Origin of the sequence: Aeromonas sp. R10-2, assembly GCF_040908445.1 — a bacterium.
Lineage (GTDB): Bacteria > Pseudomonadota > Gammaproteobacteria > Enterobacterales > Aeromonadaceae > Aeromonas > Aeromonas veronii.
In genome coordinates, this window is record NZ_JBFODS010000012.1 from 1 (window position 1) to 23,292 (window position 23,292).

Below are 23,292 nucleotides of genomic sequence, written 5' to 3' on the forward strand. Positions count from 1 at the left end.
CGGCGCGACCCTGCCAGGATTTAAAACGGTTAACGCGAGATGTGCGTGGCGGCATCAGCCAGCCACGCGGATCGACGCAAGAGGATAAAGCACAATGTCCAAACAGATTATGGTGCCGGATATCGGCGCCGATGAAGTTGAAGTCACCGAGATCATGGTGGCCGTGGGTGACAAGGTCGAGCTGGACCAGTCCATCATCGCGGTAGAAGGCGACAAGGCCTCCATGGAAGTTCCGGCCCCGTCCGCCGGTATCGTCAAAGAGATCCTGATCAAGGTGGGCGACAAGGTTGCCACCGGTTCCCAGATCATGATCTTCGAAGCCGAAGGCGCTGCCGCCCCTGCAGAAGTGGCTGCACCGGTTGCTGCTGCTCCGGCCGCCGCACCTGCCGCTGCCGTGCGCAAAGATGTGCACGTGCCGGACATCGGTGACGACGAAGTGGACGTGACTGAAATCATGGTTGCCGTGGGCGACATGGTAGAAGCTGACCAGTCCATCATTGCCGTGGAAGGTGACAAGGCCTCCATGGAAGTACCGGCACCGTTCGCAGGCCGCGTAGTCGAGATCAAGGTTGCCGCTGGTGCCAAGGTCTCTACCGGCTCTCTGGTGATGGTATTTGAAGTGGCTGGCGCTGCGCCTGCTGCCGTTGCTGCTCCGGCTCAAGCCGCCGCGCCCGTGGCTGCTGCCCCGGTTGCCGCTGCTGCCAAAGAGGTCAACGTACCGGATATCGGTGGCGACGAAGTGGAAGTCACCGAGATCATGGTTGCGGTGGGTGACAAGGTTGAAGCAGACCAGTCCCTGATCGCGGTGGAAGGTGACAAGGCCTCCATGGAAGTGCCTGCGCCGTTCGCCGGTGTGGTCAAAGAGATCAAGGTGAAGGCGGGTGACAAGGTCTCCACCGGTTCCCTGATCATGGTATTCGAAGTGGCTGGCGCAGCCCCTGCCGCCGCGCCGGTTGCTCAAGCTGTCGCTCCGGTCGCCGCTGCCCCCGTTGCTGCTCCTGCTCCGGTTGCCCAGGCTGCTGCCGCTGCGACCGATTTCGTTGCCAACGACGCTTATGTACACGCCTCTCCGGCGGTACGCCGTCTGGCGCGCGAGTTCGGTGTCAACCTGGCCAAGGTAAAAGCCTCCGGTCGCAAGGGCCGCATCGTCAAAGAAGACGTGCAAGCCTACGTGAAGGATGCCATCAAGCGTGCCGAGTCCGCTCCTGCCTCTGCCGGCGTAGCCGGTGGCAACGGTCTGGGTGTTCTGCCGTGGCCGAAAGTAGACTTCAGCAAGTTCGGTGATGTGGAAGAGGTCGAGCTGACCCGCATCCAGAAGATCTCCGGTCCGAACCTGCACCGCAACTGGGTCATGATCCCTCATGTCACCCAGTTCGACGAAGCCGATACCACCGAGCTGGAAGCGTTCCGCAAAGAGCAGAATGCGATGCTCGAGAAGCAGAAGGCAGACGTGAAGATCACCCCGCTGGTGTTCATCCTGAAAGCCGCCGCCAAGGCGCTGGAAGCTCACCCGCGCTTCTGTAGCTCCCTGTCCGAAGATGGCAGCAAGCTGATCATGAAGAAGTACATCCACATCGGTGTGGCGGTAGATACCCCCAACGGTCTGGTTGTGCCTGTGGTGCGCGATGTTAACAAGAAGGGCATCATGGAGCTGTCTCGCGATCTGGCCGAGATCTCCAAGAAGGCCCGTGCCGGCAAGCTGACCGCTGCCGACATGCAGGGCGGTTGCTTCACCATCTCTAGCCTGGGTGGCATCGGCGGTACCAGCTTTACCCCGATCGTCAACGCGCCGGAAGTGGCCATCCTCGGTGTCTCCAAGTCCGAGATGAAGCCGAAGTGGAATGGCAAAGAGTTTGCGCCGCGCCTGATGCTGCCGCTGGCTCTGAGCTACGACCACCGCGTGATCGATGGTGCCGATGGGGCTCGCTTCATCACCACCATGAACGGCGTGCTGTCCGACATTCGTCGACTGGTCCTGTAAGTGAGAGGGCGGGCCCAGAGCCTGCCCTTTTTACTTCTCATTTCATTAACATGATCGTAAACTTGCCCCGTTTTTTTCACGGCTGCAGCCACCCGTTTCGGTATAAGACTGCGCTGTCCGGGGATATAAGAACGACAAAGAGGTCATGATGAGTAAAGAAATCAAAACCCAGGTCGTAGTACTGGGTGCTGGCCCTGCCGGTTATTCCGCTGCTTTCCGTGCAGCCGATCTGGGTCTGGATACTATTATCGTCGAGCGTTACTCCACCCTGGGTGGCGTCTGCCTGAACGTGGGTTGCATCCCCTCCAAGGCGCTGCTGCACGTTGCCAAAGTGATTGAAGAAGCCAAGGCGCTGGCCGAGCACGGCATCGTCTTCGGTGCCCCGCAGACCGACATCGACAAGATCCGTCTGTGGAAAGAGAAGGTTATCAACCAGCTGACCGGCGGTTTGGCTGGCATGGCCAAGATGCGTAAAGTTCAGGTTGTTAACGGCTTGGGTAAATTTACCGGCCCGAACACCCTCGAAGTGGAAGGTGCCGACGGCAAGACTACCGTGACCTTCGACAACGCCATCATCGCGGCCGGTTCCCGTCCGGTGAAGCTGCCGTTCATCCCGCACGATGACCCGCGCGTATGGGACTCTACCGATGCGCTGGAGCTGAAAACCGTTCCCGGCAAACTGCTGGTTATCGGTGGCGGCATCATCGGTCTGGAGATGGGTACCGTTTACTCCTCTCTGGGTTCCGAGATCGACGTGGTGGAATTTGCCGACCAGCTGGTTCCGGCTGCCGACAAAGATATCGTCAAGATTTACACCAAGCGCGTCGCCAAGAAATTCAACATCATGCTGGAGACCAAGGTCACCGCAGTTGAAGCGCGCGAAGACGGCCTGTACGTCTCCTACGAAGGCAAACACGCCCCGGCCGAGCCGGTTCGTTACGACAACGTGCTGGTTGCCGTAGGCCGTGTGCCGAACGGCAAGATGCTGGATGCCGAGAAGGCAGGCGTTGCCGTGACCGAGCGCGGTTTCATCGAGGTGGACAAGCAGCTGCGTACCAACGTGGCCCACATCCACGCCATCGGTGACATCGTGGGTCAGCCGATGCTGGCGCACAAAGGTGTTCACGAAGGTCACGTTGCCGCCGAAGTGATCGCTGGCAAGAAGCACTACTTCGACCCGAAAGTGATCCCGTCCATCGCCTACACCGAGCCAGAGATGGCATGGGTTGGTCTGACCGAGAAGGAAGCCAAGCAACAGGGCCTGAACTTCGAAGTTGCCACCTTCCCGTGGGCTGCTTCCGGTCGCGCCATCGCGTCCGATTGTTCCGACGGTATGACCAAGCTGATCTTCGACAAGGAGAGCGGCCGCGTCATCGGTGGTGCCATCGTGGGTACCAACGGTGGTGAACTGCTGGGTGAAATCGGTCTGGCCATCGAGATGGGTGCTGACGCCGAAGATATCGCGCTGACCATCCACGCTCACCCGACTCTGCACGAGTCCGTGGGTCTGGCTGCCGAAGTGTTCGAAGGCTCCATCACCGACCTGCCGAACGCCAAGGCCAAGAAGAAAAAGTAATTTTCTTCCCCGCTTGTCTAAAAAGCCGCTCGAATGAGCGGCTTTTTGTTTTCTCCTTGCTGCCCCGACTTCGACAAAGCCCAATATGCTAAAGATAGGTTTTGGCACTGATGAGAGAGGCATAATGCTAGAAGCACCCATTCCACCCGATGAGGCATTGCGGTTGGAGACCCTGCGGCGGCTCTCTTTGCTGGATTCCGAGGCCGAGGAGCGGTTTGATCGGCTGACCCGCATGGCCCGACGGGTGTTCAATGTCCCCATCGCGCTGGTGAGTCTGGTGGATGAAGATCGCCAGTGGTTCAAATCCTGTATCGGACTGGAGGTCCGTGAGACCGCCCGGGACATTTCGTTCTGTGGCCACGCCATCATGGGTAATGAGACCTTCATCGTGCCGGATGCTTCGCAGGATCCCCGCTTTGCCGACAATCCGCTGGTGGTGGGTGGGCCCGGCATCCGCTTCTATGCCGGACAGCCACTGCGGATCGCCAACGGCTGCAAACTGGGGACGCTCTGCATCATCGATACGGTGCCGCGGGAATTGAGCGATGAGGATGTGGGGCTGCTCAAGGATCTGGCGGCGATGGTGGTGCGGGAGCTCGAAGCGGTGCAGCTGGCCACCATTGATGAGTTGACCCTGATCTCCAATCGGCGCGGGTTCGTGATGCTGGCGGAGAAGAGCCTCTCGTTGGCCAGTCGCTTGCAGATGCCACTGGCACTGCTCTATCTGGATCTCAATGGCTTCAAGGGGATCAATGATCGGTGGGGACATGCGGAAGGGGATCGCGCCCTGATCGCCTTTGCCACTCTGCTCAAGCAGGCTTTTCGTGGCGCCGACGTGTTTGCCCGCATGGGCGGCGATGAGTTCGCAGTCCTGTTGCCCAATGTGGTAGAGGCGCAGGCGCAACTGGCTTATGAGCGTTTCAATGCCATGTTGGCCGAGCACAATCAGCACAGTGGTTGCGGTTATGCACTGACCTGCAGCACCGGGATTGTCTGCTATGACGGGCACGGCTGTGTCTCCCTGGCCGAGCTGCTCACCCGCGCGGATGAGCTGATGTATCATCGCAAACGGGATGGCAAGGGCTGACTGCTATGCCGGATTAGCCGCCACCAAAACAACAGAGAGCGCCACGGCGCTCTCTGTTGTTGAGGACTCAGGTCAAGGTTGGGGTCAGAGCCGGAAATTGCCAACCAGCTTGTCCAGCTGACCGGAGAGCTGCTGCAGGCTGCGGCTCGATTCGGTCAGCTGATGGGCGATATTGGCGGTCTCCATGGTGAGCTGGTTGATATCTTCCACGTTGCGGTTGATCTCGCCGACCACGCTCGACTGCTCCTCGGTGGCGGTGGCGACCTGGATGTTCATGTCGTTGATCTGGGTGATGTGGGCGGTGATCTGTCCGAGGGCTGCGTTGGCCTCATCGGCCTGGCTCACCACCTCCAGACTCTGGTTGCGCCCCTGCGCCATGGCGCTGACCGCGCGGGCACTCTGCTCCTGCAAGCGGTTGATCATTCCCTGGATCTCGGCGGTCGAGGCGGCGGAGCGGTTGGCGAGGTTACGCACTTCATCTGCCACCACGGCGAAACCGCGACCCTGTTCACCGGCGCGAGCGGCCTCGATGGCGGCGTTCAGTGCCAGCAGGTTGGTCTGCTCCGAGATGCTGCGGATGGTTTCGAGGATGCTGCCGATGGAGTCGGTCTGGCTCGCCAGCGACTCGATAACCCCAGCCACCTGCTCAATCTCGCCGGAGAGGTCGACGATGCCGTGGCGCGCCTGCGCTACCACTACTGCCCCTGCATCGGCCTGATCGTTGGCCTGTCTGGCTACTTCGGCTGCCAGCGAAGCGTTACCGGCGATCTCGCTCACCGTGGCCCCCATTTCGTGGATGGCGGTGGCCACCTGCACAGTACGGTCACGCTGGGCAGTACAGTTGTGCTGGGTCAGCTGCGCCTTGTTAGCCACCTCGTTGGCGGTGGCCGCGAGCTGGCGGGAGTTCTCCGCCACCTGCTCGATGGAGCCGTGGATCTTGGCGACGAAGTTGTTGAAGCCGGTGGCGACCTGACTCAGCTCGTCGCGTCCTTTCACTTTCAGGCGCTGGGTAAGATCCCCATCGCCGCTGCCCAGCTCCTTGAACAGGCGGGCCAACTCGTTGAGCGGGCGGCTGACCGAGCCTGCCAACAGCATCCCCATCAGCCCCATGGCCAGCGCAATCACCAGCGAGATCATCAGGATCTCGTTGCGGGTCTGATCCAGCTCGGCATAGATCTCGGCTTCTGGCACCTGGGCCACCAGATACCAGTCGAGCAGCGGGATATAGCTGCTGGCCAGTACCATGGGCTCGCCATTGACGTCGGCGTTGATGACGGCAAAGGGGCGTTTGGCCAGCAGGCTGCCGGTATCACCGCTGGCAATGTTGCCAAGTGTGTCACGCTCGATGCGGTTGGCCTCGGGGTGCAGCTTCACCTTGCCGCTGCCATCGACCATAAAGACGATGCCGCTCTCTTCCAGCCGGAAGTTGGAGACCATGGTCACCATGGTATCGAGGGATTTGGCAAAGCCGGCCAGCCCGCGCCCGTTGAGCTGCTGGAAGTTGACGAACAGCTTCACCTCGCCGTTGCTCTCGCGGAAGATGCTGAGGGTCATCTCCTTCTGGCTCTTGGTGTAGTCATAGAACCAGGCGTCCTGTGTCGGGGTCAGGTTGCGCAGAAAGCCATCCTGGTTGTAGTAGGCGGCTGTCTGGCGATCGGCGAAGGAGGCGGTCACCAGACCATACTGGTTGGCCACATCCTTGAGCTGGTTGATGAGGATTGGCTCCTGCTCTTTGGGCATGCCCCGATCCACCCAGTCGAGGATAAAGCGGTCGGTGGCCAGTTGGTGGGCGGCCTGGGCGATGCCGTGGAGATCCTGTTCAATCTCCTTGCTGATCCGCTGGGTCAGGTTGGGGAGCTCCTGCTCGAACATCCGGTTTTCGATCAGTTGCTGGGCCGAGCGTTGGCTGAAGTAGCCTACCAGCAGGCAGGAGACGACCACGGCCAGGGTAACCGTGGCCAGTATTTTCTGTTTAAGAGTGAGGGTTGCCAGCATAAAGGTGCTCAAAAGGTTGATATTGACGACGCTCATATTAGCGGCAGCGCGGCGCTACCCATGAGGCTTGCAGCCCTTTATTTGCGGATTACGTTTGCGCTCACAGGGGCGGCGACACGCCCCTTCGCCATGCAGCACAGGCGGGATGCGGATTGACGGTTGCGCTAACTGCCGGGCCCCTTATAGTAGAGGCCATCCTTGGTGACTGACCCTCTGAATAATATGGAAAATATGATGCGCAGCTTAGGTGCGGGATGGACCCGTCTGCTTTTGGTGATGCTGGCGGCCTGCCCGCTGCTGGCTGTGGCGGCACAGGGGGAGCGCCCGAAGATTGCGGTGGTGCTCAGTGGCGGCGGCGCCAAGGGTTCTGCCCATATCGGCATCCTCAAGGTGCTGGAGCAGAAACGGATTCCGGTCGACATCATAGTCGGTACCAGTATGGGCTCTTATGTGGCGGGGATGTATGCCATGGGGCTCAGTGCCGAGGAGGTGGAGCGCACCACTTTGGCCATCGACTGGAACAAGGGGTATCAGGACAAGGTGGGCCGCGACGAACTGTCGTTGCGCAAAAAGCAGCAGAACGAGCAGTATCAGCTGCGCACCGACATCGGGGTGAATGGCGACACCACCCAGCTGCCGGACGGTTTCTTCCAGGGCCAATCCATGGCCAGCCTGCTGCGGGGGGCCACCTCCAACCTGCCGGTGCAGGAGAGCTTCGATGATCTCCCCATTCCCTATCGCGCCATGGCGACCGACATGGAGACGGTCACCCCCTTTGTGCTGGATCACGGCAGCCTTGCCAAGGCGATGCAGGCCTCCATGTCCATTCCCGGTGCCCTCAAGCCGGTGGAGTGGGAGGGGCACATCCTGGCGGACGGCGGCAGCGTCAACAACATGCCGGTGGATGTCGCCAAGGCGATGGGGGCCGATGTGGTGATCGCGGTGGATATCGGTGCCAAGCTGCGTACCCGGGAGTCCCTCAAGTCAGGGTTGGCCATGATCGACCAGCTCACCACCTACATGACCCAGGTGGGCACCGACAAGCAGAAGGCGCTGATGGGACCGAAGGATATTTTGATTGCCCCCGAGTTTGGCGATATGGGGATCGCCGACTTTGCCCGGATGCCGGAGGGGATCAAGGTCGGTGAGACGGCGGCTGACAAGGTGTCGTTGCAACTCGATAAGCTGTCGCTCACCAAGGCGCAGTACAACGCCTATCGCAACCAGAAGCTGAGCCGTCGTGCCGAGCGTAGCGGTCAGCCCGCCTACTTCATCGACAAGGTGGAGATCATCAACAAGTCGCGCCTCTCGGATGAGACGGTGCGCGCCATGCTGAAAGTGCGGCCGGACAAGGTACAGACCAACGAGAGTCTGGAAGCGGGCATTCGCCGCCTCTATGCCCTTGAGTCGTTCGATCGCATCACCTACGAGGTGGAGGAGCGTGACGGGGAGAATGTGCTGCTGGTGGACGCCAGCGAGAAGAACTGGGGGCCGGGCTACCTCAACTTCCAGTTCGGTTTCACCGATGACTTCGAGAACACCTCCAACTACAACGTCGGCATGTCCTATACCCTCACCAACGTCAACGAGTGGGGTGCCGAGTGGCTGACCGAGGCGTCGCTGGGCACGGCCAAACATATCAAGACCGACTTCTATACCCCGCTCGAACCCTCCCAGACCTTCTATGGTGAGGCGAGCCTGGCCTATGACCAGACCCTGCGCCGCCTGTTTTTCCCCAATCCGGATCCCGAGATGGTTTCGATAAGCTTTCTCGACTCCGAATACTCCTTCTTCAGCGGTGATCTGGCGGTGGGCTGGAACCGCCAGCCCTGGAGCCGGTTGTCGATGGGGCTGGAGGGACAACTGGGCACGATTGATGTGAAGAACTTCAAGGGGCTGGAGATGGATGCCACGGCGTGGGGCCCCTATGTCCGCTTTGAACACGACAATCTGGATAGCCTCTATTTCCCCTATCAGGGGATGAAATGGGACATGAAACTGGGCCACTCCCACGTCAGTGTGGATGGGCTCGAGTCGGCAGATGGGCGCAGTGAAGGCTGGAATTATCAGCTCTCGATGATCAAGCCCTGGTCATGGGACAGGCACAGCCTCAACCTGATCCTCGAAGGGGGTGGCTCGGGCAGTGAAGAGGTGGTGCCGCTGCATATTCAGGATCTGGGCGGGCTGTTCCGCCTCTCGGGTTTCCAGCGCTACCAGTTGAGCGGTCGCTACAGCCTGTTTGGCGGCCTGCGCTACATCTATCGGGTGGCAGACAATGACTTCGGTGCCCTCAAGATGCCGCTCTATCTGGGTGGATCTCTGGAGCAGGGCGGGGTCTGGAACAAGGGTGAGGATATCAGTCTGGAGAGCTCCTTCACCGCCGGTTCGCTTTATGTCGGGGTGGAGAGCTTCCTCGGCCCTGTGTTCCTCGGCTATGGCATGGCGGAGGGGGGCAATGACGTCTTCTATCTGCAATTGGGCAGTACGTTCGAATAATGCCGAAATGATGCCAATTTGTTAACTCTGGTTGAGGGCGTTCAATTAATTTTCAAAAAACACCAATCCGTTTAATTGGTTACGATTTTGTGGTGAATAAGTAAACAGGGTTTGGATTTTAATTAGTCGTTAAAACTTATATAGTGGGGAGCACCCTACGGGGTGTCCCGCAAGGACGATCGCCGCGAGCGTGGGCGAACCCCAAAAAAAGACCAAAGAGGAATTAGTCGTGCTTGAAACATACCGTAAACACGTCGCAGAACGTGCCGCCGAGGGCGTGGTTGCCAAACCTCTGGATGCAGAGCAGGTCGCCGCCCTAGTAACGCTTCTCAAGAACCCGCCCGCTGGCGAAGAAGACTTTCTGAAAGAGCTGTTGTCCTCCCGTATTCCCCCCGGTGTTGATGAAGCGGCCTATGTCAAAGCCGGTTTCCTCACCGCCGTCGCCAAGGGCGAAGCCCACTCTCCCATCCTGACTGCCGCCGAAGCCGTTGAGCTGCTGGGCACCATGCAGGGTGGTTACAACATTCAACCGCTGATCGACCTGCTAGATCACGCCACTCTGGCGCCGCTTGCCGCCAAGGGGCTCTCCCACACCCTGCTGATGTTCGACTCCTTCCACGACGTGGAGGAGAAGGCCAAGGCGGGCAATGCTCACGCCAAGCAAGTGATGCAATCCTGGGCTGATGCCGAGTGGTTCCTCTCCCGCCCGGAGCTGGCCGAGAAGATCACTGTCACCGTGTTCAAGGTGACCGGCGAAACCAACACCGACGACCTCTCGCCGGCACCGGACGCCTGGTCCCGCCCGGACATTCCGCTGCACGCGCTGGCGATGCTGAAAAACGCTCGTCCCGGCATTACCCCGGACAAGGACGGCGCCGTCGGCCCCATCAAGACCATCGATGCCCTGAAAGAGAAAGGCTTCCCGCTGGCCTATGTGGGTGACGTGGTCGGTACCGGTTCTTCCCGTAAATCCGCCACCAACTCGGTGCTCTGGTTTATGGGCGACGACATTCCGTTCGTGCCGAACAAGCGCGCTGGCGGTGTCTGTCTGGGTGGCAAGATTGCCCCGATCTTCTTCAACACCATGGAAGATGCCGGCGCTCTGCCCATCGAAGTGGACGTCTCCAAGCTGGAAATGGGCGATGTGATCGACATCTACCCCTATGCCGGCAAGATCTGCAAACACGGCACCGAACAGGTGCTGGCGCAGTTTGAACTGAAAACCGACGTGCTGATCGACGAAGTGCGCGCCGGTGGCCGTATTCCGCTAATCATCGGTCGCGGTCTGACTGACAAGGCCCGCGAAGCGCTGGGGCTGCCGTTTTCCACCGTGTTCCGCCGTCCGCAGCCGGTGGCTGATACTGGCAAAGGCTTCACCTTGGCCCAGAAGATGGTGGGCAAGGCGTGCGGCGTGAAGGGCATTCGCCCCGGCACCTACTGCGAGCCCAAGATGACCACGGTCGGCTCTCAGGACACCACGGGCCCGATGACCCGCGACGAGCTCAAAGATCTGGCCTGCCTCGGCTTCTCCGCCGATCTGACCATGCAGTCCTTCTGCCACACCGCAGCTTATCCCAAGCCCATCGACGTACAGACCCACCACACCCTGCCGGACTTCATCATGAACCGCGGCGGTGTCTCTCTGCGTCCGGGTGACGGCGTCATCCACTCCTGGCTGAACCGCATGCTGCTGCCGGATACCGTGGGTACCGGTGGTGACTCCCACACCCGTTTCCCCATCGGGATCTCCTTCCCGGCGGGTTCCGGTCTGGTGGCTTTCGCCGCTGCTACCGGCGTGATGCCACTGGACATGCCGGAGTCCGTGCTGGTGCGCTTCAAGGGCGAGCTGCAACCGGGCATCACCCTGCGTGATTTGGTTCATGCTATCCCCTACGCCGCCATCCAGAAAGGGCTGCTGACCGTCGAGAAAGCGGGCAAGAAGAACATCTTCTCCGGCCGCATCCTCGAGATCGAAGGTCTGCCGACCCTGAAAGTAGAGCAAGCGTTCGAGCTGGCAGATGCCAGCGCCGAGCGTTCCGCTGCCGGTTGCACCATCAAGCTGGATAAAGAGCCGATCATCGAGTATCTGAAGTCCAACATCGTGATGCTGAAATGGATGCTCTCCGAAGGCTACGGCGACGTGCGCACCATCACCCGTCGCATCAAGGGGATGGAAGAGTGGCTGGCCAACCCGACCCTGATGGAAGCGGACAAGGATGCCGAGTACGCCGAGATCATCGAGATCGATCTGGCCACCATCAAGGAGCCGATCCTGTGTGCGCCGAACGATCCGGACGATGCCCGTCTGCTGAGCGACGTGGCTGGCGACAAGATCGACGAAGTGTTCATCGGTTCCTGCATGACCAACATCGGTCACTTCCGTGCCGCCGGCAAACTGCTCGAGAAGTATCAGGGCGAGCTACCGACCCGCATGTGGATCGCGCCGCCCACCAAGATGGACAAGGATCAGCTGACCGAAGAGGGCTACTACGGCATTTTTGGTCGCGTCGGTGCCCGCATCGAGATCCCGGGCTGTTCCCTGTGCATGGGCAACCAGGCGCGGGTAGCGGAAGGAGCCTCTGTGGTTTCCACCTCCACCCGTAACTTCCCGAACCGTCTGGGTAAAGGTGCCAACGTCTACCTGGCCTCTGCGGAGCTGGCCGCCGTTGCCGCCATCCTCGGCAAGATCCCGACCGTGGCGGAGTACCTGCAGTACGCCAAGGCGCTTGATGCCACTGCGGCAGATACTTACCGCTACCTCAACTTCAACGAGATCGCCTCCTACACCAAGAAGGCTGATGCGGTGATCCTGCAGCAAGCCGTTTAACGGAGTTCTTGCGCGATTTGCGCGATAAGAAGCTAATAATGCCGCGTATTTACGCGGCATTATTTATTTGTGTGTTATTCACCGTCTTTTTTGAAGATTGTTTGCACGATCCTTGCTAGAGAGATCCAACCACCTGTTTGGTGGTTCGTTTTATAAACGCTTTGGGTTATGTTGTTCGGTTATGTGCGGTAATGATGAGGCATCGTTATCGAGGGAAAGTGGATATCTGTTCACTGGGTGCTTGCGTTGGCAGGCCTGACGAATTGCGGCGTGGTTCTTTATGTTTCTGTTCAGGATCGATCTCTCCCGAACCGGGTTACGCTTCGGCGGTGCCTTGCTGGTCTTTACCCTGCCGCTGCTGGTGGGAGCTTGGCTCATCCACAGCAATTATGTGCAGGAGCTGAAAGCGGAATCCAGTGCCTCGGCCCACAAGGCCAGAACCCTGATGGAGTCGATGCTGGATCATGCGGAGCAGGCTAATCGCTCCGTGCTGCCTCTGGTGAATGCTCCCTGTCGCGACAACCTGCTGGTGCTGCGCAAGAAGGTCGCCATCGAGCCCTTCCTGCGTTCGGTCAATCTGGTGCGAAACGGCATCATCAATTGCACCTCGCTGTTTGGTGAGGCCAATGATGCCGATGACGGCTCCATTTACACCGGCCGCAAGCTGTTGCTGATGAGTGGCAACCGGGTGCGGCAAAATCACCCGCTGCTGGTGGTGCGCACCGAGCAGGGTAAGGATGCCGCCTTGAGTGCCATCGACAGTACCCAGCTCAGTTTCATGCTCTCCATGAGCGGAAAATCCAGTGCGCTCTATCTGCAGGTGGGATCGGCCTGGCTCAATGAGTCTGGCCGCTATCTGAGCGAGGCGCCCACTCTCCATCGCGGGATCAGCCAGGCCCTCACCTCATCCCATTATCCTTTCACCATCCATGCCGGTTATGCCATGCCGGTCTACTGGAAGTCGCTGTGGGCCGCGCGGCACGTGGCGCTGTCGTGGCTGACTGTTTCCTCGCTTTTGCTGGCCTGGCTGGTGTGGTGGGTGCTGGGGCGTCCCGGCTCGCCAACAGATGAATTGCGACGCGCCCTGCGAGCCAGGGAGTTTGTTCCCTACTTGCAGCCGCTGATTGCCAGCCACGACGGCAAGATGATGGGCGCCGAGGTGCTGATGCGCTGGGAGCATGTCAATGAAGGGGTGATCCGGCCCGATCTCTTTATTCCGCAAGCGGAGGAGTCGGGACTGATCGTCCCCATGACCACCCATATCATGAAGCAGGTGGCGACAAGGTTGAACCGCTCTCAGGAGCAGTTGCCCGATGGGTTTCATATCAGCTTCAACATCAGCGCCGCCCATTGCCACGATTTTGCCCTGCTGGCCGAGTGCCGCGCCTTCCTCGGCCACTTCCTCCCCGGCAAGGTGGTACTGGTGCTGGAGCTGACCGAGCGGGAGCTGTTGATGTCCGATCCCCAGACCCTCTCCCTGTTCCGGCAGCTGGACGAGATGGGGGTCAAACTCGCCATCGACGATTTTGGTACCGGCCACTCCAGCCTGGCTTACCTGCAGCAGTTCCATGTGGATTACCTCAAGATCGACAAATCCTTTATCGCCCGCATCGGTACCGAGTCGCTCTCGGAACATATCGTGGACAACGTGATCGATCTGGCGACCCGGCTCGGTCTGGCGCTGGTGGCAGAAGGGGTGGAGAGCGAGCGTCAGGCTGACTACCTCAGGGCCAAGGGGGTCGACTATCTGCAGGGGTATCTGTTTGCCCGCCCCATGCCGCTGCGCCAGTTCTGCGAGGAGCTGCTGCCGGAAGAGGCACAGACCCGGCAGCCAGATGGGGTACGAGGCATCCCGAACGCCACCTGATCTATCGGTGACAGACGGGCGGACACGCTCCTGTCTGGCAGGGTAGGGAAGTGCTATCTCCCTATCCCCCCTCGAGTGCAGGGGCTTGTTTTCCATGCCTTGTGGCTCGCTTTTCGGTAGAATCGGCGCTCATTTTGACGTCAGTAAAAGATGAGGCGCGGTATGACGGTTCAGTTCCAGGCATTTCACAGCATCAAGGCGATCGGTAATCGGGAGGTGCTGTTCAACTGGTCGAGAACCAATCCCCTCGGGGCGCTGGATCAGGTGTGGCGCCCGAAAAGCCGCGACGAGCTGCAAGCGCTGCTGCGGGAACATCCCGAGCGCAAGCTGCGCCTTATCGGCTCCGGCCTCTCTTTTGAACCCATCCACAGCGTCTATGCCGAGGGCAGTCAGGCGCTGCTGGTGGACTTGCACCACCTGCGCGGCCAGTTGGCGAAAACCGCCGATACAGTGACCTATCAGGCGGGGACGCCCCTTGATACCGTTTATGCCGAGCTGATCGCCATGGAGCGGATGTTGCCCGCATCCCCGGGCGTTATCGGTATCCAGACCCTGGGCGGCGCCCTCAGCACCGGCACCCACGGCCAGGGGCTGCACCAGTCCGCCCTCTGCGATGCGGTGGAGGCGATGACGGTGATGCTGGCCAATAGCGACATCATCCGGGTGGATCGCAGTGACCCGCGCTTCGGCGCCTTCGTGATGGGGATGGGGATGCTCGGCATCCTGCTCGACGTCACCTTGCGTACCGTGCCCAACCGCATTATGCGCTGCACCAAGTTCACCACCGATTACCCCTTCCTCTTGGAGCACAACGAGCGGCTCAACCGCGAGCACGGCTTTGTGAAGAGCTGGTGGTTTGCCTGGACCGGCGAGAGCCACATCTGGCTGGTGGACCCTGCCTCTGATGAGGAGGTGGCCCGCTATCGTGCCGGTGGCAGCGAGCCGCTGCTGCTGGATGGCGATATCGACGCCCGCATGAATGCCACCATAGATGCCACCTTGCAGAAGATGGCCAAAGACACCAAGGATGAGGCGCTGGCTGGCGAGCACTTCGAGACGGTGCGCCGCTTCAAGGATGCCTCCGATCTGGTGGGCAACGTCTACCAAATTCTCTGCAAGGGGATCCCGGCCCCCCAGATCAACTGCGAGGTGGCGGTACCGCTGCATCGGATGAACGAGGCGCTGGAGACCCTGCAGGACTGGCAGCAGGCCAACCCTGGCGTGCTGCACTACCCCTTTATCCTGCGCTGCACCGGCCCCTCCGAGGCCTGGCTCAGCGCCGCTTACGGCCAGCCGGTCTGCTGGATCGGTTTTCTGGTCTATCTGGCGGCGGACGGCACCTTCGTCAACGGCTCCATGGAGCAGATGCGCGAGCTGCAGCAACTGCTGGTGCCGCTTGGCGGCATTCCCCATTTCGGCAAACATCTGGCGATGGATCTCTACGACTTCCCGGCCCTGCTGCCGCGCTGGAACGACTTCGTGGCGTTGAAAGCCGAGCTCGACCCCCATGGCCGCTTTGAAAACCGCTGGCTCAGCGACCTGTTTGCCAACCGGTAAGGATCTGACATGACCGATATGCAAGATACCCGTATCCCAGTGACCCTGCTGACCGGCTTTCTCGGCAGCGGCAAGACAACGCTGCTCAACCACTGGGTCAAGCAGCCGGAGCTTGGCGAGTGCGCCGTGCTGATCAACGAGTTCGGCTCGGTGGGGCTGGATCACCATCTGGTGCAACAGGTGGATGAGCAGGTGATGCTGCTCGACTCCGGCTGCATCTGCTGCTCGGTGCAGGGCTCTCTGGTGGAGGCGCTGCAGGGGCTGTTTATGAAGGCCATCCAGCGCAAGATCAAACCGTTCAAGCGGCTGATTATCGAGACCACTGGCCTCGCCGATCCGGCCCCCGTGCTCTTTACCCTGCGCGAAGAGGGCTTTATCGCCCAGCGCTACCGCTTCGATGGCACCGTCACCGTGGTGGATGCCGGCCATATCGAGCAGCAGTTGGCGACTCAATATGAAGCGGTGAAACAGGTGGCGCTGGCGGATCTGCTGGTGGTGAGCAAGGGGGATCTGGTGGATGGCGAACAGCTGGCACGGGTCGAAGCCCAGCTGGCGGCACTCAATCCTGCGGCCCCCATCCAGCAGGTGACCAATGGCGAACTGTCGCCAGCAGTGCTGGAGAAGCTCGGCGCCTACAACGAAGCGGCGGGGCGCGATGTGCGCCAGCTCCTTGCTTGGCTGCGCACCGAATCCCCCAAGCAGGGGCTGGCGTCCCCCATGCAGCCGAAGATGCAACCGTTTGCCGCCAAGGTGGGCACAGCTGCGCCCACCCACTTCGAGCACGGCAACATCGAGAGTTTCTCCCTGCGTATCGGCGAGCCGCTCAAGCCCTCTCGTCTGCTGGCCGCCATCGATGCGGTGCAGGCGCAGTATGGCGATGCCCTGTTGCGCCTCAAGGGGATCTTGCAGCTGGAAGGGGAGAGCCAGCCGGTGGTGATCCACGGCGTCCACGGCCAGCTCTATCCGCTGCAGGCGCTGGGCGACTGGCCGGAGGGCAAGGCCCAGTCCCGACTGGTGTTTATCGTGAAAAGTCAGGACAAGGCCGGTATCGAGCAGCTCTTTATGGCGACCCTCAAGGCCTCCGAGCCCACTCTCGAAGAGCGGCTCAAAGCCATGCTGGGTCAGCCCGACAACTGATTTGGCGCGTTGCAGCTCTCCTGTACCGGGTCAGGACGGCGGCGGTTGAACAACACGAACGCCACCGGCACAAAGTAGAACGAGAGCAGGGTCGCCAGCGCTGTGCCACCGGCGATGGCGATGGCAAAGGGGGGCCAGAAGCCGCCGCCCCCCAGCAATAGCGGGATGAAGCCGCCCACAGTGGTGATGGTGGTCGAGACGATGTGGCGGCTGCAACCGGCCACCAGATCGCGGATCTGCGGCAGATTGCCCTGTTGTGCCAGCGGGTCTGCCTTCAGCTCGGCCAGAATGACGATGGCGGCGTTGATGGCCAGCCCCATCAGTCCCAGCAGGGCGATGATCACCGTAAACCCGAAGGGGTAGCCCAGCAGCCAGACCCACAGCAGCCCGAGCCCAGCCGACTGGATCGCCACCAGGGTGACGATGCCTGCCAGCCGGAACGAGTTGAAGCTGAGCACCAGCACGGCCACCAGCAGCACGGCGACCAGGCTGACATGGGCCATCAGATTGCCCACCGATTCATCCCGCTTGGCGGCTTCTCCGCCAAACTCCAGTCGATAGCCCGGCGGCAATGCCAGCGCCTTGGCGGCCAGCCTCTCTTTTACCTGCTCCAGCACGGTTTGCGGCAGTACGCCGACCGCCAGATAGGCCTCCAGCACATTGACCCGCTCACCATCCCGACGGCTGATCTCCCCCCAGCTTGGCAGCGGCTCGGGAGTGGCCAGCGCCCGCAAGGTGAGATTGGCTGCCCCTTGCTGGCCGGTGCCGGTGAGCGACAGCGGCACATTGAGCAGCGCATCCGGATCCTGACGCAAGGGCTCGGCCAGTCGCACCCGAACCGGGATTGACTCGGTGCCTTCCAGCACAGTGCCGCCCAACCTGCCATCCAGTGCGCCCGCCAGCCGGGAGGCAACATCGGTCAGGCTCATGCCTGCCAGTCGGGCGGCCTCCTCATCGACCTGCAACCAGAGTTTGGGGGCCCCTGCCTGCAAGGTGGCGCGGGTCTGCACCACGGCCGGGGTATTGGCGAGCAGACTGCGCAGCTCCTCTCCCAGACGGTGCAGCTGTTCGAGGTCGGGGCCAAACAGCCGCAGTTCGACCGGGGCATTGAAAGGCGGCCCCTGTTCCAGCTTGCGCACCAGGATCTGCGCTTCGGGAAATTTTGCATCGAGCCGCTGCTGCAGTTGTGGAATGAGCCGCTCGGCAGCATCGGCATCCTGCAGGGTGATCATCCCCTGGGCGTAATCGGCCCGCCCCTGTTTTCTGGGCACCAGGTTGTAGTAGAAGCTGGGGGCGTTGTCGCCCACCACCCAGTCCTGACGAACCAGCTCGGGGAGGCTGGCCAGCTCGACGGAGATTCCCAGTGCCAGCTCGCGGGTGCGCGCCAGGCTCGCCTGTGGGGATAGGCTGGCCTCGATGTGGATCATGTCCCGGTCGGCAGGGGGAAAGAACTGTTCGGTGAGGCGGCCCGCCACCCAGAAACCGAGCAGGGGCAGCAGACTGACCAGCAGCAGGGTACGCCAGGGTTGAGCCAGCGCCATGGCGATGCTCTGCTGGAAACGGGCGCTCACCCGGGGCAGGTGCAAGCCATCCTGATACCAGCGTCCCCCCTGGTCACTGCCAATCCAGCGGGCTGCAAGGCCAGCCACCAGGGTGTGGGCGACGAGGTAGGATCCCAGCAGCGAACAGATCACCGCCCAGGCGATGCCGCCGACAAACTCGCCCGCCGGGCCCGGCATCAGAATGATCGGCATAAAGGCGAGCATGGTGGTGAGGGTGGAGCCCAGCAGTGGCAGCCAGAGGTGGCCGATGGCTTCCAGTGCGGCGGCACTCATGGCCATGCCGTGGCGGCGCTGATACTGCACCCGATCCGCCATGACGATGGCGTTGTCCACCATGATCCCGAGTGCCACCACCATACCGGTGACCGACATCTGGTGAATGGGCAGATTGATCAGGTTCATGCAGGCGAATGAGAACGCCACGGTAAGCGGCAGCGACAGGGCCACGATAATGGCGGCCTTGATTCCCAAGGTCACCAGCAGCACGGCCACTATGATGAGGAAGCCCTGCACAATGTTGATGAGCAGGGTGTCGAGCCGCTGATCGGTATAACGCTGCTGATCGAAGCTGGTGACGAGGCCGATATTATCCGGCAAGTCCTGTTGCAGCTGGGTCAGCATGGAGTCGACCCGTGCCGACCAGAGGTCGATGCGGTGATCCTGTGCCATGCGCAGGCCGACCACCACCGCCCGCTCACCATTGGCAAAGGCCAGTTGGCTTTCCGGCTGGTGCAGGGTACGCCGTACCTCGGCCAGATCGCCAAGGCGCAGGGTCTGGCCCTGCTCGCCGGTACGCAGCGGGATCTGGCGGATCCGCTCCAGGGTATCGAGGGCGCCACGGATCTCCACCTGAAAGCGATTGTGGCTGCCCTGCAACTCCCCGGCGGCTACTTTGGCATCGGCACCACTCAGCGCCTGGGCAAGCTGTTCGCCACTCATGCCGCTGGCACTGAGGGCGAGGGGATCGAACCGCACCTCGATCTCCTCCTGCGGTGCCCCGACCCGCTCGACGTATTCGGTGCCCGGCAGCTGGCGAGCCCGGCGCTCCAGCTCGGCGCTGTAACGGGCGAGGCGATCCAGCTGCGGCTGGCCCGGCCCGCGCCAGACCACATTGACCAGCCGGGTGAAGGGGTAGCCCTTCTCGTCATCCAGCTTGGGGGCACTGGCGCCGGCTGGCAGTCCGGCGGCAAGATCTGCCAGCCGGTCACGGACTCTGGACCAGACGGGCTCGACATCGCTGACCTCATCCTTGAGCTCCAGATTGATGATGGAGAGACCGGGGCGAGAGCTCGACTCGATCAGCTTGATCTCGCTCTGGGCCCGCAGCCGGTTCTCGATGGGCTCGCTCACCAGCGCCTCCACCCGCTCGGCGCTGGCCCCGGGGAAGTGGGTAACCACGCTGGCAAAACGGCTGGTGAGCTGGGGATCTTCGGTTCTGGGCAGAGTCTGCAATGCCGCAAGGGCGGCCGTCATCAGCAGCGCGACCGTCAACAGCAGCAGGCGGCCATTCTCGATAAACGGGCGGATCATGACTGTGGCTCCGGATGGCCTGCCTGATGATCCACGCTGGTTGTCAGGGTGACCTGCTGGCCCGGCACCAGTTTATGCAGGCCATCGGTCACCAGCTGTTCTTGTCCATTCAGGGCTCCACTGATCCAGGCCCGCTCGCCATCTTGCTGCAGCAGGGTGACGTCCCGGCTGACCACTCGGGGTGGTGTTTCATCGTTGAGCAGATAGAGGGTCCAGCTGCCGCGCAATCCCTGGGTCAGCGCGGTGAGCGGCACTTCGTAGGCGCGGGTGGGCTCGCGGGTCTGATGCAACAGGGTGATTAGTTGTCCCTCTGCCAGCTGTTCGCCGCCCCGGGTCAGCTGGAAGCGGGCGGTGCGGGTGTGGGTCTGCCCGTCTACTTGTACCCCCAGATTAAGCAGGCGCCCCTCCAGTGATTGCGCCCCGCTTTGCAGGGGGTAGTGTTGGCCGACGCTCAGGGACTCGGCCTGTTTCACCGGCACGCCGATATCGGCCTCCCACTGGCCGCTGCGGGTCAGGGAGAAGAGAGGCTGTCCTGCGGCTACCACAGCCCCCAATGCCTGCTCGCGGCTGACTACGATTCCGTTGAAGGGCGCGCGCAGCTGTGATTTCTCCTGTTTGACCCGGTTGGCTTCGAGGGCGGCGGCCAGCTGGTTGGCGCTTGCCTCCAGCATGCGGACTTTGCCTTGCTGTTCATCCAGCGCCTGACGGGAGCTGAACTGCTGCTGGCGCAGAGCGGTGAGTCGTTCGAGCGTCTGCCGGGCAAGGGTCAGTTCGGCCTCGTTCTGGGCGGCCTGGGCGGCCAGCTCTTTGGCTTCCACTGCCAGCAGCCGGGTGTCCAGTGTGGCGAGCAGTTCGCCAGCCACGACCGGCTCTCCGCGTCCCTTGTGCAGAGTGGCGATCCGCCCTGCCAGCTCGAAGCCTATCTGGCTGTGCTCGGGGGCGATCACCCGGCCATTGAAGCGGTGCAGCACCGGGTAGTGATCGCTGGCTTGCAGCGGCTGGGCGATCACCCGGGTCAGGGCGGGTGTTTCTTCTGACTCTGTGACCGGGCTGCAGCCACTCAGTAACAGCGCCAGCAGGATTAAGCAAAGTGTCATGACATCATCCTCTGGTTGACATAACATCAAATCACACCGGTGAGTCTAGTTTTTCGAAACTAGACTGTCCAGTTTGATTTTGGAGGAAAAATGAACATCTCACCCCGTAGTCAGCAGAAGCGGGCTGCGATCCTCGATGCTGCCGGGCGGCTCTTCTGTCAGCACGGTCTGCATCTGGTCAGCATGGACATGGTGGCCAGTGAAGCGGGCGTCTCCAAGCAGACGGTCTACAGCCATTTTGCCAACAAGGAGTCGCTGTTTGCCGAAGCGGTGGGCAGCAAGTGCGTCAGCAGCGAGCTGATGCCGGAGGTATTGTTGCGTGGCAACAATGTGCGGGAGAGCCTGATTGCCTTTGGTCGCAGCTTTCGCAAGTTGATCCTGAGCGATGATGCCATCAATATCTTTCGCACCTGCATCAGCTGCAACGATGCCCAGCTGGCCACCCTTTTTTTCGAGGCGGGCCCGCTCTACGTGACCGAGATGCTGTCCAACTGGCTGGAGCAGCAGAAGCAGCAAGGCCTGCTGTGCCATCAAGACAGCGAACAGGCCGCCTTGCAGCTGTTGCTGATGTGGCAGGGCAAGGAGCGCATGCTCCGTGAGCTGGGTCTGCCGTTGACCCAGAGCGCTGCCGAGCAGGATGCCTGGACCCTGAGTTGTGTCGATCTCTTCCTGACTGCCGCCGCTCCCCCGCAAAAATAATGGAGGTGGCAATGAGCCACACAGTGACAGATGCCCAGCGCAAGTGGCTGCCCCTGCTGGCGGCGGTCGGTTTCTTTATGCAGGCGCTGGATGGCACCATTCTCAACACTGCCCTGCCCAGCATGGCCGAGACCTTGGGAGAGAGCCCGCTGCAGATGCAGTCGGTGATCATCGCCTACATGCTGACGGTGGCGCTGCTGATCCCGGCTTCCGGCTGGCTGGCAGACAGATTCGGCACCCGCCGTATCTATCTGGCCGCCATCTCGCTCTTTACCCTCGGCTCGCTCGCCTGTGCCGCCTCCAATTCGCTCTCCATGCTGGTGGCCGCCCGTGTGCTTCAGGGGATTGGTGGTGCGCTGCTGATGCCAGTGGGACGGTTGGCGGTGCTGCGGGTCTATGACAAGCATGAGCTGCTGCGGGTGATGTCGTTTGTCACCATCCCGGGGCTGCTCGGCCCGCTGATGGGGCCGGCACTCGGTGGCTGGCTGGTGGAAGTGGCGAGCTGGCACTGGGTATTTCTCATCAACCTGCCGGTGGGGCTGCTCGGCTTTATCGCCAGCTGGCACTTTATGCCGGAGCTGCGGCAGCAGACCGCCCGGTTTGACTGGCAGGGCTTTGTGCTGTTCAGCGTCGGCATGGTGCTGGTGTCGGTCGGCTTGCAGGGGCTGGGGGAGCACAGCATCTCCACTGGTTGGGCGCTGTTTGCACTGATCTTCGGCTTGGCGGCGATGGCGAGCTACTGGCTCTATGCCGCCAATGCACCGCAGCCGCTCTTTAGCCTGAACCTGTTCAAGACCGCCACCTTTGCCATCGGCATCTGGGGCAACCTGTTTGCCCGCCTTGGCAGCGGCGCCATGCCTTTCCTCACCCCGCTGTTTCTGCAGCTGGGGCTCGGCTTCTCCCCGAGCAAGGCGGGGATGACCATGATCCCCACAGTGATTGGCGCCATGCTGACCAAGACGCTGGTGAACAAGCTGATTCCGAAGGTGGGCTATCGCCGCATTCTGATCGGCAACACCCTGTTGCTGGGGGCGATGATCGCCAGCTTCTACTTTATCGACAACCAGCTCCCCTACGGGGTCCTGCTGGGCTGGCTGACGATCTTCGGCGCCATCAACTCGCTGCAGTTCTCCGCCATGAACACTCTCACGCTGCAAGATCTCAGCCCGACCCTGGCCAGCAGTGGCAACGGTCTGCTCTCGGTGGTGATGCAGCTCTCCATGAGCTTGGGGGTGGCGATTGCCGCCAGCCTGCTCGGGCTCTTCTCGGCGGGCACCTCAGCGGCTAACGGCCAGTGGCTGGCCGGGTTCCACCTTACCTACCTCTGTGTTGGGCTGCTCTCCATGCTGGCGGCGCTGATCTTCGCCCAGCTGGCGCGCGATGGGGTTACGCCGTCGGGGCGGGCAGATAGCTTACCTCGCAGGGAAGCTGCGCCAACACTTCGGCCAGATGCTCGGTCGCCAGCAGAAAGGTCTGCTCCGGGTGGCCCGGAGTCCAGGTGAAGGCGGTGTGGTTGAGCAGTTGCTGGTCCACCAATAGTGGAATATCGGCACGGGGCAGGAAGGGGCAGACCGCCCCCGGCAGGCAGCCAATCTCCGCCTGCATCTCTTCGGCGGTGCAGATGGAGGGCTTGGCACCGAGCGCAGCCTTGACCGCCTTGTTGTCGAGCCGTCCGTCCCTGTGGGTCAGCAGCAGGGCGAAGCGGCCATCCTTGAACTTGAGAAACAGGGTCTTGCTGAACTCCGCCTGCCAGCCGAGGCGGGCCTTGACCTTTTCATCGGTGGCGTAGTCGAGAATGGGTTCATGCTCATAGCGCTGGTGGGGCAGTTCTGCCAGCAGCTGGCAGTTGAAGTGGTGAATGGTATCGAGTGGCATGGGGTT

At 61.4% G+C, this 23,292-nt stretch carries 13 protein-coding genes and 1 pseudogene; 10 read left to right on the forward strand and 4 right to left on the reverse strand.

Annotated features, from left to right (window positions below):
• The first annotated feature begins 94 nt into the window (after nt 1–94).
• The 3 genes from aceF to AB5Y97_RS01560 all read left to right on the forward strand — a co-directional run bounded on the left by aceF (nt 95) and on the right by AB5Y97_RS01560 (nt 4,644).
• Nucleotides 95–1,981, forward strand: a complete 1,887-nt coding sequence (gene aceF / locus AB5Y97_RS01550; protein WP_201947207.1) for a pyruvate dehydrogenase complex dihydrolipoyllysine-residue acetyltransferase — start codon at nt 95–97, stop codon at nt 1,979–1,981.
• A 148-nt stretch (nt 1,982–2,129) separates the two neighbouring features.
• On the forward strand, nt 2,130–3,557 hold the full coding sequence (lpdA, locus tag AB5Y97_RS01555) for a dihydrolipoyl dehydrogenase (RefSeq protein ID WP_005336123.1): 1,428 nt from the start codon (nt 2,130–2,132) through the stop codon (nt 3,555–3,557).
• Between the two features lie 124 nt (nt 3,558–3,681).
• Complete coding sequence (locus AB5Y97_RS01560) at nt 3,682–4,644, forward strand: sensor domain-containing diguanylate cyclase (RefSeq protein WP_368157188.1); 963 nt, start codon at nt 3,682–3,684, stop codon at nt 4,642–4,644.
• An 84-nt stretch (nt 4,645–4,728) separates the two neighbouring features.
• Here AB5Y97_RS01560 and AB5Y97_RS01565 read toward each other — a convergent pair whose 3' ends face one another.
• On the reverse strand, nt 4,729–6,639 hold the full coding sequence (locus AB5Y97_RS01565) for a methyl-accepting chemotaxis protein (RefSeq protein WP_368157194.1): 1,911 nt from the start codon (nt 6,637–6,639) through the stop codon (nt 4,729–4,731).
• A gap of 234 nt (nt 6,640–6,873) precedes the next feature.
• Between AB5Y97_RS01565 and AB5Y97_RS01570 the strand changes: the two genes are divergently transcribed.
• The 5 genes from AB5Y97_RS01570 (at nt 6,874) to AB5Y97_RS01590 (ending at nt 16,523) form a co-directional block, all read left to right on the forward strand.
• Nucleotides 6,874–9,135: a patatin-like phospholipase family protein gene (locus AB5Y97_RS01570; RefSeq protein WP_201947267.1), complete on the forward strand. Its 2,262-nt coding sequence runs from the start codon at nt 6,874–6,876 to the stop codon at nt 9,133–9,135.
• A 229-nt stretch (nt 9,136–9,364) separates the two neighbouring features.
• Nucleotides 9,365–11,962 (forward strand): bifunctional aconitate hydratase 2/2-methylisocitrate dehydratase, encoded by a 2,598-nt coding sequence (gene acnB / locus AB5Y97_RS01575; RefSeq protein ID WP_350235618.1) that lies wholly within the window; start codon nt 9,365–9,367, stop codon nt 11,960–11,962.
• Nucleotides 11,963–12,242: 280 nt separating this feature from the next.
• Nucleotides 12,243–13,829 (forward strand): EAL domain-containing protein, encoded by a 1,587-nt coding sequence (locus tag AB5Y97_RS01580; protein WP_043821992.1) that lies wholly within the window; start codon nt 12,243–12,245, stop codon nt 13,827–13,829.
• A 162-nt stretch (nt 13,830–13,991) separates the two neighbouring features.
• Nucleotides 13,992–15,386 carry a D-arabinono-1,4-lactone oxidase gene (locus tag AB5Y97_RS01585; RefSeq protein WP_201947215.1) on the forward strand — a complete coding sequence of 465 codons (1,395 nt, stop codon included), beginning with the start codon at nt 13,992–13,994 and terminating at the stop codon, nt 15,384–15,386.
• Nucleotides 15,387–15,395: 9 nt separating this feature from the next.
• Entirely contained in the window at nt 15,396–16,523 is a 1,128-nt protein-coding gene (locus AB5Y97_RS01590) for a GTP-binding protein (protein ID WP_201947217.1), read from the forward strand.
• Here AB5Y97_RS01590 and AB5Y97_RS01595 read toward each other — a convergent pair.
• Together AB5Y97_RS01595 and AB5Y97_RS01600 are read right to left on the reverse strand one after the other, a co-directional pair.
• A complete protein-coding gene (locus AB5Y97_RS01595; RefSeq protein ID WP_368157189.1) occupies nt 16,508–19,615 on the reverse strand; it encodes an efflux RND transporter permease subunit in 3,108 nt (1,035 codons plus the stop codon). The genes AB5Y97_RS01590 and AB5Y97_RS01595 overlap by 16 nt on opposite strands.
• Nucleotides 19,612–20,712: an efflux RND transporter periplasmic adaptor subunit gene (locus tag AB5Y97_RS01600; protein ID WP_201947220.1), complete on the reverse strand. Its 1,101-nt coding sequence runs from the start codon at nt 20,710–20,712 to the stop codon at nt 19,612–19,614. The genes AB5Y97_RS01595 and AB5Y97_RS01600 overlap by 4 nt, the downstream gene beginning before the upstream one ends.
• Nucleotides 20,713–20,802: 90 nt before the next feature.
• Between AB5Y97_RS01600 and AB5Y97_RS01605 the strand changes: the two genes are divergently transcribed.
• A complete protein-coding gene (locus tag AB5Y97_RS01605; protein ID WP_005355070.1) occupies nt 20,803–21,411 on the forward strand; it encodes a TetR/AcrR family transcriptional regulator in 609 nt (202 codons plus the stop codon).
• An 11-nt stretch (nt 21,412–21,422) separates the two neighbouring features.
• Nucleotides 21,423–22,793: pseudogene (mdtD, locus tag AB5Y97_RS01610) on the forward strand (multidrug transporter subunit MdtD); the annotation flags it as partial.
• A 4-nt stretch (nt 22,794–22,797) separates the two neighbouring features.
• Here the strand turns inward: mdtD and AB5Y97_RS01615 are convergent.
• Nucleotides 22,798–23,286, reverse strand: coding sequence for a YbaK/EbsC family protein (locus AB5Y97_RS01615; RefSeq protein WP_201947222.1), 489 nt, complete (start codon nt 23,284–23,286; stop codon nt 22,798–22,800).
• Between the last annotated feature and the right edge of the window lie 6 nt (nt 23,287–23,292).